The organism is Telluria sp. GW821-FHT07G12, assembly GCF_059418525.1.
Genome location: NZ_JBWKQA010000004.1, coordinates 552058 through 564573, shown reverse-complemented (window position 1 = coordinate 564573; position 12516 = coordinate 552058). Strand labels below are relative to the sequence as shown.

Here is a 12516-nt window from a genome sequence, read left to right as displayed (position 1 = left end):
AGGCTTCTTCCCTTTGTTGTCAGGCCTGGCGCAGCACGACGCTGTGGATCGCCTTGACGATGTTCGGATAGGCGCCGCAGCGGCACAGGTTGCCGCTCATGCGCTCGCGGATCTCGTCTTCGCTCAGGGAGGCAGGCTCCAGCTGCTCGCCCTCGGTGACGGCGCTGGCCTGGCGCTGCTTGATCTCGTCGAGCAGCGCCACCGCCGAACACACCTGGCCCGGCGTGCAGTAGCCGCACTGGAAGCCGTCGCAGTCCATGAAGGCCTGCTGCATCGGGTGCGGCTGGTCCTGCCGGCCGAGGCCTTCCACGGTCGTGATCTCGCGGCCGTCGTGCATCACCGCCAGGGTCAGGCAGGAATTGATGCGCTGGCCGTCCACCAGCACCGTGCAGGCGCCGCACTGGCCGCGGTCGCAGCCCTTCTTGGTGCCGGTCAGGTGCAGCACTTCGCGCAGGGCGTCGAGCAGGGTGACGCGCGGCTCGATATGCAGCTGGTGCTCGGCGCCGTTGATGCGCAAGGTGAGCGCCTGCGGCGGCGCATACGATGAAGGGGCCGCGGCATGCGCGCCCTGCTCCACCAGTCTGTGTTCGTCTTGTGGCATGGTTTCGCTCGCTTTCTGAAAAATTCGTTCTCAGCCTTTCACGCAGACCACCTGCTTGAGCGTGTGCACGACCTCCACCAGGTCGCTCTGCGCCCGCATGACGGCATCGATATCCTTGTAGGCCATCGGGATCTCGTCGATCACGCCTTCGTCCTTGCGGCACTCGACGCCGACGGTGGCTTCGCGCGCGTCCTGCACCGTGAAGCGGCGCTTGGCCTCGGTGCGGCTCATGGTGCGGCCGGCGCCGTGACTGCAGCTGTTGAAGCTGTCGGGATTGCCCTTGCCGCGCACGATGAAGCTGCGCGCGCCCATCGATCCTGGAATGATGCCCAGCTCGCCCTCGCGCGCCGACACCGCGCCCTTGCGCGTGACCAGCACGTCCTTGCCGAAGTGGCGCTCCTGCTGCACGTAGTTGTGGTGGCAGTTGACGGCTTCGACGTGGGTCTCGAAGGGTTTCGGAATCACGCTGCGCACGGCGCGCACCAGGTTCTGCATCATGACTTCGCGGTTCACGCGCGCGAACTTCTGGGCCCAGCCGACCGCTTCCACGTAGTCGTCGTAGTGCTGGGTGCCTTCTTCCAGATAGGCCAGGTCCTGGTCGGGCAGGTTGACCATGTGCTTGCGCATGTCCTGTTTGGCCAGTTCGATGAAGTGGGTGCCGATCGCATTGCCGACCCCACGCGAACCGGAATGCAGCATCAGCCACACGAAGCCCTCTTCGTCCAGGCAGATCTCGACGAAGTGGTTGCCGCTGCCGAGGGTGCCGAGGTGCTTGTAGTTGTTGGTGTTGCGCAGCTTCGGCCACTTGCGGCACAGCTGCTCGAATTCGTCCCTGAGTGTCGCCCAGCCGGCTTCGACGGGCGGGGGCGGGTTGTTCCAGGAACCGGTGTCGCGTCCCTTGTGCCCGCGGGTCTTGGGCGACATCCCGTGCGGGATCGCCTCCTCGATGGCGCTGCGCAGCTTGCTCAAATTGTCCGGCAGGTCGTTGGCGCGCAGGGTGGTCTTGGCAGCCATCATGCCGCAGCCGATATCGACGCCGACCGCCGCCGGAATGACGGCGCCGAGTGTGGGAATGACGCTGCCGATGGTCGAGCCCTTGCCGAGGTGGACGTCGGGCATCACCGCCACGTGGCGATAAATGAAGGGCATGCGCGCCAGCCTGGCCAGCTGCTCCTTCGCTTCCGGCTCGACGGGCACGCCCCTGGTCCACATCTTGACCGGGTGGCCGCCCGGCGGATTCATCTGCTCGTAGTCTCGGTTTTCCATTGGCTGCATGATGGCCGAAATCGGAAAATCACGGAGCGCGAGACGATATTATTCCGTCAAGAAATCAATCACTTAGGAACTATCTGTTTTATACTTCGGGACATGACCCCACGCGCCCTTTCGCTCCTGCTTCCGCTGCTGCTGGCCGGCTGCGTCAACGAAACCGCCAGCTATGCCATTGACGGCAGCGATCACGCCCTGACCGTGATCGTCACGCAGGATTATTTCTGGAGCAAGCAGGCCGGCCTGCGCCTGATCGCCTCGCGGCTGCCGGATTGCCAGCGCCAGTTCGACCTCGGCAAGACCCCGATGGCCGACCTGAACGTGGAGCTGTTTTCGACCGGCGACAACAGCTTCCTGCTGCGCTCCGGCGACGACATGTGGCAGGTCGAGACCCAGAACTGCACCAAGCTGCCCTCGGTGTCCGAGAACGTGCAGGCCCAGCCGATCGGCGTGTTCCACCTGGACGGCTCGAAGAAGCTGGTGTTCGAACGTGCGGAAGGCGCGGTCGCGGCCTCGCAATAGCGTTTTACGCGCGGCTTGGGGCTTAGGGCCGCAGCCAGCCCCACGCGATCGGCCGCGCCAGCAGGCGCCGGTACAGCGTACCCAGCGATACGGTGAGCACCGCGCACAGCGCATCCAGCAGGCGCGCATGGAACAGCCACGTGACGCCCAGCGCCACGGCCAGCGCACCCAGCATGTCCATCGGCCAATGCACCCCAAGGAAGACGCGCGCCCAGGCCACCACGAAGGCCAGCGGCAGCAACGAGCGGCCGAAACGCTTGGCCGCCGGCACATTCGACACCGCCAGGACTAGCGCCACGGTGAACATGATGGTCCCGTGATCGCTCGGGAAGGAACTGTCCGCTGCGTGGTGCAGGAAGTTGTGGCCGACGCCGGCGGCGAAGGGCCGCGCGTGATACCACAGCAGGCCGATGACGGCATTGATGCCCAGCGCGCAGCCGGTCGCGGCCAGGGCTTTCACGCCCGCCTCGCGCTGCGCAGCGTCCCCGCTCATCCACAGGCCCAGCAAGCCGACCGGCACCAGGACAATCAGCCATTCGGCGCAGAACAGGGCCAGTTCCAGGCGCCAGCCATGCAGGCCGGCGTCGGAATTGACCATGGAAAACCACAGCAAATTGATGTTCTCTAGCATGATAAAGTGACAAGTTGATGACTTGCCTCGACTCTATCAGCTCAGCAGTAGGAACTTAAACACTTCTTCTCAACTTAAGGCTCGGTTAACCCATCTCGCTGTCGAGGTGGGCCATCTGCGCCGGGTTGTAGCGCTGGCCGGCCGCCGCATCCGGCGGCACAATGGCTTCCAGGCGCGCCAGGTCTTCCGGCCTGAGCTGCAGCTCGAGCGCCCCCAGCGCTTCCTGCAAACGGTCGCGGCGGCGCGCACCGACCAGCGGCACGATGTCGGCGCCCTGCGCGGCCACCCAGGCGATCGCCAGCTGGGCCACGCTCGCACCGCGCTCCTGTGCCAGCGCGCGCAGGCGTTCGACCAGGGCCAGGTTGGCGTCCAGGTTCTCGCCCTGGAAGCGCGGACTGGCCATGCCCCGGAAATCCTTTTCGCCCTGCCGGTCCTTCGACCAATGTCCGCTGATCAGGCCGCGCGACAGCACGCCATAAGCCGTGATGCCGATGCCGAGCTCGCGCGCCACCGGCAGGATCGCGCGTTCGATGCCGCGCGAGATCATCGAGTACTCGACCTGCAGGTCGCTGATCGGGTGCACGCTGCTGGCGCGGCGCAGGGTGTCGGCGCCGACTTCGGACAGGCCGATGTGGCGCACGTAGCCGGCCTTGACCAGGTCGGCGATGGCGCCCACCGTGTCTTCGATCGGCACGGCCGGGTCCAGGCGCGCGGGGCGGTAGATGTCGATGTAGTCGGTGCCCAGGCGTTTCAGGCTGTAGGCGACGAAATTGCGCACCGCCTGCGGCCGGCAGTCGTAGCCGCTCCAGGAACCGTCCGGGCCGCGCAGGGCGCCGAACTTGACGCTGATCTGCACGCTTTCGCGCGGCCGGCCATTCAAGGCTTCGCGGATCAGCATCTCGTTGTGGCCCATGCCGTAGAAGTCGCCGGTATCCAGCAAGGTGATGCCGGCGTCCAGGGCCGCGTGGATGGTGGCGATGGATTCAAGACGGTCGGCCGGTCCGTACAGGTCCGACATGCCCATGCAGCCGAGGCCGACGCGCGAGGTCCTCGGGCCGGCCCGGCCTAGTTGCGTACTTTCCATATGGTTCTTTCAGCGTTGTCCGGTCAGCTGGCGCAGCCGCGCGATCTCGGCGCTGCGGCCGAGGCGTTCGAGAGCGCTCTCGAGCAGGGTGCGGTCGCCATCGCGCAGCATAGTCCACTGGGTGAAATATTCGTGCACGGTACGCCAGGGAGGGAACTCGGGCGGCATGCTGCGCCATGCGCTGCCGGAATGGAGGAAGTACAGGACCGCACAGAAGACATCGTACAGGTCGTGCTTGCGCGGTCTCGTCTTGCGGCGCGCCGCTTCCAGCATCTCGCGGACGGAATCGAACTGCTCGCGCGTTACATCGCTCGGGAAAGTTGGCCTGTTCATGTCGTTCGCCTCAAAGTCAATTGGAGACGCGTGATCCGGAACGGTTCCCGACCAGGACATGATGGCTTCGTGGTTCCGACCTTTTTTTGGCCGGGTAGAGAGCTCCGTAAATACAGTGTAGCAGTGATTCAGAACACTGCTCGGTTTTTACACGCTCAGCAAGAATGGAGCGTCTAACAAAGCCCTCAGGGCAAGGGATGCGGCCCACCGACGCATCGTCGAAGACAGTACGCTAGTACGGCGAGACGATGCAACGCCGCCATGAGGGCTTTTGTTAGATGCGATCAGTCGCGGGCCAGGGACAGGAACTCAGTACGCAGCCCCAGGTTCGGCTGCAGTTCGCCCAGCATGGCCGAGGTGATGGTTTCCTCGCCGGGCGTGCGGATGCCGCGGCTTTCCATGCACATGTGGCGGCACTTGATGACCACGCCGACCGCCTTCGGTTCCAGCACTTCCATCAGCGTGTTGGCGATCTGGACCGTCAGACGCTCCTGCACCTGCAGGCGCTTGGCAAACACGTCGACCAGGCGGGTCAGCTTCGACAGGCCGACAATTTTGCCATTTGGCAAATATCCAACGGTGGCCTTGCCGAAGAACGGCGCCAGATGGTGTTCGCAATGGCTGTAGACCGGGATGCCGCGCACCACGATCAGCTCGTTGTACTCCTCGGCGCCATCCTCGAAGGCCTTGAGGATCTCGACCGGGTCCTGCTCGTAGCCAGAAGTCCAGTGCTTCCAGGCTTTGGCGACGCGCGCCGGGGTCTCGTGCAGGCCGGGACGGTTGGGATCTTCGCCGAGGCTGGCCAGCAGGCGGCGCCAGTCGTTTTCGGTGAAGACTTCTTTGTCAGACATGGTTAACCCTAAAATTGAAGACTGCCGAGAGTATATAGAAAATGCTGAAGATCTACAGGTCGCAGGCTATTTCTTTGCGCGAAATGGAGGCAGCCGTGGCGCCGATGCGCTAGCGTGGTCGAGGTCCTTTTCACTGCTAGGAGAACCGCCATGCTCGGCAGCACTGTCCTGGAAGTCGCCATCGGCCTGACCTTTTGCTACGGCACGGTGGCCCTGATCGTCACTACCCTGCAGGAAGCGCTGGCGTCGCTGTTCCGCCTGCGCGCCAATACCCTGCTGGCCGGCATCAAGAGCATGCTCAACGACCCGCGCTTCGACGGCCTGGCGCGCGCCGTGTATGCCCATCCGCTGGTCAATCCGCACACCGACGGCACCGCGATGGACGAGCGCACGCTTGCTTCCCGACCATCCTACATCGAACCGGCGCATTTTGCGATTGCCCTGGTGGACAGCCTGTGGAAGGTGCCGGGCGACCTCATCCAGTTGCGCAGCGCCATCGAGGCGATTCCCGACCCGCAGGTGCGGGCGGCGATGCTGAGCATGCTCAGCCGCGCGCGCGACCTGCAGCAGTTCCAGGACATGCTGGCGGGTTGGTTCGACAATGCGATGGCGCGCATGTCCGGCGCCTATAAACGCAATCAGCTGCTGATCTCGCTGCTGATCGCGCTGCTGCTGGCGATCCTGTTCAATATCGACAGCATCCACCTGTTCCGCACCCTGTGGCAGCAGCCGGCCCTGGCCGCCCATATCAAAGAGGTGCCGGCCGCGCTCGACCCGGCCGTGATCGACGCCATGATGGCCCTGCCCATCGGCTGGAGCAAGTTCCCGCCGGTCCTGAACGCCGACTTCGCGCTGCAGGTGGCGGGCTGGTTCATCACCGCCATCACGGCACTGTTCGGCGCGCCGTTCTGGTTCGACCTGATGCAGCGGGTGGTGCGCATGCGCGCGACCGGCGCCAAGCCGGAAGAGGTGCCGGTTGCGGTGCGGATCGAGGGCAAGGTTGCGGCGACGCCGGTGCCGCTGCCCTGATTACTCAGCGCCCGGCCGGCCGGTGCGCGTCTACCAGCACACTTGAGACAGAGATGTGCGGGACGCGCTCCGGCCATTCGTCATCCGGGCCGAACCAGCGCGCCTCGAGGATTTCGTTGGGATCGGTACGGATCTCGCCTTCCAGATAATCCGCCGTGAAGGCGATCATCAGCGAGTGCGGGAAGGGCCAGGACTGGCTGCCGAAATAGCGCAGGTTGTGCACGCGCAGGCCGACTTCCTCGAACACCTCGCGGTGCACCGCTTCCTCGATCGACTCGCCCGCCTCCAGGAATCCCGCCAGCGGCACGAAGCGCTTCACGGCGCCCAGCGTATGCATGGCCAGCAGCACGGAATCCCCCTTGCGGATCAACACCATCATCGCCGGCGAGATGCGCGGATAGGCCATATGGCCGCAATTCGTGCACTTGAAGCAGCGTTCCCCGCTCATGCGCGCAGTGCCGCTGCCGCAGGCGCCGCAGAAGCGGTGCGTGCGCGCCCATTCGGCCACCTGGGCCGCGCGCGCGGCCACGCCCATCACCGCCTCGTCGAACTCCGCGAACAGCGAACGCAGGCCGCGCCAGGCATAACCCGCAGGCAGCCGCGCTTCATCCTCGACCCAGCCGGCCTGGCAATAGCGGCCATCCAGCAGGCCGACCGGCTGCAGCGCCTGCGGATCGAGTTCGAGGCCGGCCAGCGCCGCATGGTCGGGCAGGGCCAGGTCGGCTTCGCGCACCATCAGGCGGCCGCCATGGAAGATGAAGGACAGTGCGTCATTTGCTTGCTGCGGGTCCTGCGGGGGCGCCATCAGGGGCGTGAACGAGGCGGGCGTCTGGAGCATGGCGGTATCCGTGAACGAGATATCACGATGATACCGCGACACGCACAGCTGCGATGACCGCACCCTGATTTCCCTCGCCCGCAGGCGCAGAACTAATCGCAAGCCATCGTGCTCCAAGCCTTCGCTGGACCGTTCATCGAACCCGCAAAGGCAATATTGACTGGCCTTACCCTCGGCTGGGGCGTCCCGCCGCCGTTTGTCCCGGCGCTTATGCCAGCGTCTGCTAGAGGAGAAAATCATGATCCGCCGTCCACTCCTGCAACGCCTCGACGTCTCCTCGATCGTGGTCTTTCGCGCGCTCCAGCTGGGCGACATGCTGTGCGCCGTGCCGGCCTTGCGGGCGCTGCGGTCCGCCGCGCCGCGCGCCCACATCGCCCTGGTCGGCCTGCCCTGGGCGCAGCAGTTTGCCAACCGTTTCAACGCTTACATCGACGAATTCATTCCCTTCCCCGGCCATCCCCTGCTGCCCGAGCAGGCGGTGCAGAAGGAAGGGCTGGCGCGCTTCTACAACAGCCTGAGCGCACGCGAGTTCGGGCTGGCGATCCAGATGCATGGCAGCGGCGATGTCAGCAACGACATCGTCAGCGGCTTCGGCGCCAAGGCGATGGCGGGCTACTGCCGCGGCGAGCCGGTCACGCGCGACCGCATCGTCCTGCTTCCCTATCCGGAAACGGGGGCCGAGCCGGAGCGCCTGCTGCGCCTGGTGGAGACGCTGGGCGCCGAGCCGGCCGGGGTCCACCTGGAATTTCCCCTGTCGCCGGAAGACGAGCAGGAACTCGACGCCAGCGGCCTCGCCGGCGATCTGAAGGATGCGGCCTATTTCTGCATTCATCCCGGGGCGCGCCAACGCGACAAATGCTGGCCGCCGCAGAAGTTCGCCGAGGTCGGCGACCGCCTGGCGGCGGAATTCGGCTTGAAACCCGTGCTCACCGGCTCGGCGAACGAAGCCGACCTCACGGCCGAGGTGGCCGCCCACATGCACCACAAGCCGATCGACGCCGCCGCCCCGATCTCGATCGGCGCCATGGCCGCACTGATGCGCAAGGCCAGGCTGCTGCTGTGCAACGACACCGGGGTTTCCCATATCGCCGCCGGCCTGCAACTCAAAAGCGTGGTGGTGTTCAGCAAGGCGGACATTGCACGCTGGGCGCCGCTCGACCGCCACAGCCACCGCTGCATCTGGGACCCGGACGCCCAGCGCGCCGCAGTGGTGCTGCAGCATGCGCGCGCGCTGCTGACTGACACGGCGCCGAGCAGGCAGCGTAGCGTCGGCATGTGGCCCTATTGGTAGCGCGCTCCCGCGGCTAACGCAGCAGAGATAAGGCCAGGTGTTCGACCTGTTCCATGCTCACGTCGGCCACGAAGCTCTCGTCGTGCGGGCAGCGCGTGGCGATGTTGTCCTGCCCGCACACCGGGCAGCGCGTCTGCAGCGACAACGCCACCCGCAATCCGGACTGGCGCAGCGGCATGCCTTCGACCAGGTTCGTGAGCCAAAAGATGCCGACACTGGGCACGCCCAGCGCCAGCGCCAGGTGCAGCGGACCGGTGTCGTTCGACACCACCAGGGACGCGCGCTCCAGCAGCCCGCACAAGCCGCCCAGACCCAGCGCACCAGCCAAGGCGATGGCGGGATGGCGCATGTGTCCCACCACGGCGTCGATCAGCGCCGCTTCGCCGGCAGAGCCGTTGACGGCGACCCGCATTCCCATCTCCGCCAGCCGGTCGCCCAACGCCGCGAAGCGTGGTGCCGGCCAGCAGCGGCGCGGATCGGTGGAGCCGGGCTGCAGCACGGCCAGGCGTTCGCCGGCAATGCAGGGCACGGCGCCGGCGGCTTCAAGGCGGTCCGCATCCGTCACCGCGAGTTCGGGCGATGGCAAGGGCCCAGGCCAGGCCCCCACCAGACCCGCGATTTCCAGCAGCCCCAGCCTGCGGTTATTCGGTTCGCAAAACGGCGCCCAGCGGTCCAGCATCGGGGCGCCCTCCGCGCAGGCGCCGGCCGTCAGGCGCGCGCCCAGGCGCAGCAGGAAGGGATTCGAATAATGTCCCGCGCCGAACATCTGCAAGGCGATGTCGAAGCGCTCCGCGCGCATGGCGTCGACGAAGCCTTCGATCGCGCGGCCGTCACAGGCCGCAAGGACGGGGGCACCCACACCCGGCACCGGCGGCAGCACGGCCACGCGGTCTACCGGCCCGGGCCGGCCGCGGAGAAAAGCGGCGTGCCACTCCCTGCCCAGCAGGACGATCTCGGCATCCGGATAGCGGTGCTTCAGCGCATGCAGTGCCGGCAGGGCGAACACGAAGTCGCCGACGGCGTTAGGCCGCAGCACCGCGATCTTGCGCACCTCGTTGCGCACTTCACTTGATGGGCAGGACATAGGGCGCATCGATGGCACGCGCCGTGACGGTGGTCGGCAGCTCCATGTGGTAAGCGCCCGAAGGCAGGATGGCGCAGCCGCCGTAGCGGGCCATCACGCGCTGCTGGGCCAGCACGTCCTCCCCGCAATGCTGTTCGGGCAGCTCGCGCCAGAAATCGTAGCCGCCGGCGGCGCGCAGGCAGGCCGTGTCGAACAGCACGCAGCCGCCGACCCAGGCGACTTTGTAGGTGCGCGTATCCTCCGCGCCCACGCCAAGCCGCGACTGCACGTGGAACAGGTTGGCGGCGCTGTGCAGGTGATGCCGCGCCCAGGACCTGGCGCCGGGACGCACGGTTTCGGGCGTCACCGGCCCATCCCAGAACTCGATGCTTTCCTGGGCCGGCCGCTCCTGCCCCAGGTAACTGAGGCCGTGCAGGGCGCTGCCGACAAAGCCGCAGCCTTCGGCCTCGATCACGGCATGCAGGCGCGTTATCAGGTCGGGTTCGAGGATGACGTCGTCGTCGACGAACAGGCAATAGTGCGCCTGAACCTGTTCGAGCAGGAAGGCGCGCTGCTGGGCCATGCCGCGGCGCGGCAGGTTGCGCCAGGTCTCCACCTGCCGCCCGGTCGCGCGCAGGTAGCGCAGCACGGCCTGCACCTCGCCACGCGCATAGGCGCCTTCGCCGTCCGACTGGTCGGCAATGACGATGCGCAGCAAGGGCCAGCTCTGGAAGCCCAGCGCTGCCAGCGTCACCGCCAGCGCCGCCGGCCGGTTACGGGTGGGAACCAGTACGTCGATACACTGATGCGCGGCTTCGCTCACGGCGCTGCCTCCCCCTGCCCATGACCTGGCAACTGGGCCTGCGCTTGCCCGTACAGCCAGGGATTCAGGCTGGGATCGTTGTACATCTTGAACTGGCGGTAGACCTTGAAGTAGGCCAGTCCGGCGCGTGCTTCGGCCAGCAGCTTGTCGAGGCAGGACGTCAGGTCCTGGCGCTGGGCCACCAGGCGCTCGAGCTTGCAGGCGCAGGCGTGCATGTGGTCGGCGCCCGCTTCGTGGCGCTGGGCTTGCGCGCGCATGTGGTGGATCTTCAGCGCCAGGATCGACAGGCGGTCGATCATCGCGCCCGCGGTTTCGCTCGACAGGCGCGCGCCGGGCTGGGGGCTCACGCGGCCGAGTTCGCCCAGCAGGCGCTCGTCGAGGGCTTCGACGGCGTCGTTGCGCTTCTGGTTGTAGCGGTCGATCAGGCGCTTGCTGGCCGCAATTTCCGTCGGCGGCACGTCGAGGCGGCGCGCGCGGTCTTCCTCGCGCCACAGCAGGCCGTTGTAGCGATGGTTGGCGGCGACCCAGGTCCAGGTGCCGGACTGCGGCTCGTCGAAGATCGGCCAGTCCGGATTGCGCACCGCCCGGTCGTGAAAGGCCACGACCGCTGCCGCGTCGATTTTGCTGTGCATGAAAACTCCAGCGATGTGGTGACAGCGTTTGGAGTGCTCAGGCGTAGGGGAGTTCGTGCGCTTGCAGCCGGCCTTGGCGCGGCGCAAAAAAAAGGGGCGGCGCCTTGCGGCAACCACCCCCGACAAAGGAAAGCGTAAAACGGGGATTACTTCAGCATGCGTGCGCGGCTGGCCACGAAGGCGATCAGCGCAGCCAGGCCGCCGACGTAGGCGATGGCGATCTGCATGCCGCAACCCTGGGCGATGGCGCCGATCACCGGCGGACCCATCAGGCTGCCGCTGTAGGCCATGCTGGCCACGCCGGCCAATGCTGCCGGGCCCTGGCCGCCGGCGGCGCTGAACACGAAAGGAAACACCAACGACATGCCGAGGCCGGCGACGGCAAAGCCGAACAGGGCGAAGTAGGCGTCCGGCGACAGCACCGCGAAGAACAGGCCGGCGGCGCCCAGCATCGAACCGCTGGTGACCAGGGGACGGGCGCCGTAGCGTGCCTTCAGCTTGTCGCCGACCAGGCGTGACAGCAGCATCATGACCGAGAAGCAGGACAGGGCCAGCGGCGCCAGGCCGTCCGACGCACCGAAGTGCTCTTTCAGGAACACGCCGCTCCAGTCGGCAATGCTGCCTTCGGCCATCGAGCCCAGGAAGCCCAGGGCGCCCAGCACCAGCAGCTGGCCGCGCGGCAGCGTGAACTTCTTCTTCTCGACGGTGGCGGCGGTATCGCCGGCATCGAGCATGGTGTAGGCGTAGTACAGGACGAAGGCCAGCGGACCGGCCAGCATCAGGAAATGGGTGACCGGCATGATGTGCAGGCTGGCCATCAGGCTGCCCAGGGTCGCGCCCGCCAGGCCGCCGGCGCAGCCGAGGCCGTGCAGCTTCGACAGTTCCGACTTGCCGGTCGCCTTTTCACGGGCGGTCGCGGCCGAATTGATGGCGACGTCGAAGGTGCTGGCAGTGATGCCCAGGCTCAGCACGGCCATCATCAGCAGCGGCACGGTCGGGGCGGCGCCGATGGCGACCAGCACGCACAGCAGGGCCATGCCCGAGAACAGCAGGGTCTTGCGCGCACCGAGATTAGCCATCATGCGCGAGGAGATCGGGTAGGACAGGACGGCGCCCAGGCCGCCCATCAGCAGCACCATCGACAGCGCCGAGTGCGACACGTGCACGCGTTCGGCCATCGCCGGGATGCGGCCCGCCCACGAACCCATGATCACGCCGAACAGCGCGAACAGGACAGGCAATGCGTATTGCTGTGCCTGCGCGATCGACAGGGTGCGTGCAATGGTGCGGGCAGTGCTGGTGGTACGAGAAGGAGTTGGCATGTGCGGTTTGTATTCTTGGGATTCAAAGCAAAACGCCAACCATAAGTAGTTGGCGTGCGGAAACTGATGGAATCGAATTCTACGCGGATCGCCGCCACTTCGCTTTGCCGTCCGGAAAAAAATATCTTTCAGTTTGTAAGCGTCTATCGAAGCGTTGCGCAATATAGACAGAATGAAGAAATTGATAAGCTAAATTTCTTCTATTTCGGAGAAATAATGTGTTTTTA

14 protein-coding genes are annotated in these 12516 nt (G+C 66.1%); 3 read left to right on the top strand and 11 right to left on the bottom strand.

What is annotated here, in order from left to right:
- Positions 1-19: 19 nt before the first annotated feature.
- Together AC07PE_RS18355 and AC07PE_RS18350 are read right to left on the bottom strand one after the other, a co-directional pair.
- Entirely contained in the window at positions 20-601 is a 582-nt protein-coding gene (locus AC07PE_RS18355) for a 2Fe-2S iron-sulfur cluster-binding protein (RefSeq protein WP_498767023.1), read from the bottom strand.
- Between the two features lie 30 nt (positions 602-631).
- Positions 632-1867, bottom strand: a complete 1236-nt coding sequence (locus AC07PE_RS18350) for an RtcB family protein (protein ID WP_498767021.1) — start codon at positions 1865-1867, stop codon at positions 632-634.
- 102 nt (positions 1868-1969) lie between these two features.
- Here AC07PE_RS18350 and AC07PE_RS18345 point away from each other — a divergent pair, with 102 nt between their 5' ends.
- The gene (locus tag AC07PE_RS18345; RefSeq protein WP_498767019.1) at positions 1970-2392 is read left to right on the top strand and encodes a hypothetical protein; all 423 of its coding nucleotides are present in this window, start codon (positions 1970-1972) and stop codon (positions 2390-2392) included.
- A gap of 22 nt (positions 2393-2414) precedes the next feature.
- Here the strand turns inward: AC07PE_RS18345 and AC07PE_RS18340 are convergent, their stop codons facing one another.
- The 4 genes from AC07PE_RS18340 to folE all read right to left on the bottom strand — a co-directional run bounded on the left by AC07PE_RS18340 (position 2415) and on the right by folE (position 5291).
- Positions 2415-3023 (bottom strand): phosphatase PAP2 family protein, encoded by a 609-nt coding sequence (locus AC07PE_RS18340; RefSeq protein WP_498767017.1) that lies wholly within the window; start codon positions 3021-3023, stop codon positions 2415-2417.
- 85 nt (positions 3024-3108) lie between these two features.
- Entirely contained in the window at positions 3109-4107 is a 999-nt protein-coding gene (locus AC07PE_RS18335; protein ID WP_498767015.1) for an aldo/keto reductase, read from the bottom strand.
- A 9-nt stretch (positions 4108-4116) separates the two neighbouring features.
- Positions 4117-4440 (bottom strand): transposase, encoded by a 324-nt coding sequence (locus AC07PE_RS18330; protein WP_498767013.1) that lies wholly within the window; start codon positions 4438-4440, stop codon positions 4117-4119.
- Positions 4441-4724: 284 nt separating this feature from the next.
- A complete protein-coding gene (gene folE, locus AC07PE_RS18325) occupies positions 4725-5291 on the bottom strand; it encodes a GTP cyclohydrolase I FolE (RefSeq protein WP_230027028.1) in 567 nt (188 codons plus the stop codon).
- Between the two features lie 150 nt (positions 5292-5441).
- On the opposite strand from folE, the gene AC07PE_RS18320 reads away from it, so the two are divergent.
- Positions 5442-6320 carry a hypothetical protein gene (locus tag AC07PE_RS18320; protein WP_498767011.1) on the top strand — a complete coding sequence of 293 codons (879 nt, stop codon included), beginning with the start codon at positions 5442-5444 and terminating at the stop codon, positions 6318-6320.
- 4 nt (positions 6321-6324) lie between these two features.
- Here AC07PE_RS18320 and nudC read toward each other — a convergent pair whose 3' ends face one another.
- On the bottom strand, positions 6325-7158 hold the full coding sequence (gene nudC / locus AC07PE_RS18315) for an NAD(+) diphosphatase (RefSeq protein WP_498767009.1): 834 nt from the start codon (positions 7156-7158) through the stop codon (positions 6325-6327).
- 238 nt (positions 7159-7396) lie between these two features.
- Here nudC and AC07PE_RS18310 point away from each other — a divergent pair, with 238 nt between their 5' ends.
- Positions 7397-8449: a glycosyltransferase family 9 protein gene (locus AC07PE_RS18310; protein WP_498767007.1), complete on the top strand. Its 1053-nt coding sequence runs from the start codon at positions 7397-7399 to the stop codon at positions 8447-8449.
- 13 nt (positions 8450-8462) lie between these two features.
- On the opposite strand, the gene AC07PE_RS18305 is transcribed toward AC07PE_RS18310, so the two are convergent.
- From AC07PE_RS18305 to AC07PE_RS18290, 4 genes are all read right to left on the bottom strand, one after another.
- Entirely contained in the window at positions 8463-9533 is a 1071-nt protein-coding gene (locus AC07PE_RS18305; protein ID WP_498767005.1) for a glycosyltransferase family 9 protein, read from the bottom strand.
- Positions 9514-10335, bottom strand: coding sequence for a glycosyltransferase family 2 protein (locus AC07PE_RS18300; RefSeq protein WP_498767003.1), 822 nt, complete (start codon positions 10333-10335; stop codon positions 9514-9516). The genes AC07PE_RS18305 and AC07PE_RS18300 overlap by 20 nt, the downstream gene beginning before the upstream one ends.
- Complete coding sequence (locus AC07PE_RS18295; RefSeq protein ID WP_498767001.1) at positions 10332-10967, bottom strand: DUF4254 domain-containing protein; 636 nt, start codon at positions 10965-10967, stop codon at positions 10332-10334. Before AC07PE_RS18295 ends, AC07PE_RS18300 begins: the two co-directional genes overlap by 4 nt.
- A gap of 146 nt (positions 10968-11113) precedes the next feature.
- Positions 11114-12289: an MFS transporter gene (locus tag AC07PE_RS18290; RefSeq protein ID WP_498766999.1), complete on the bottom strand. Its 1176-nt coding sequence runs from the start codon at positions 12287-12289 to the stop codon at positions 11114-11116.
- Positions 12290-12516: the final 227 nt, after the last annotated feature.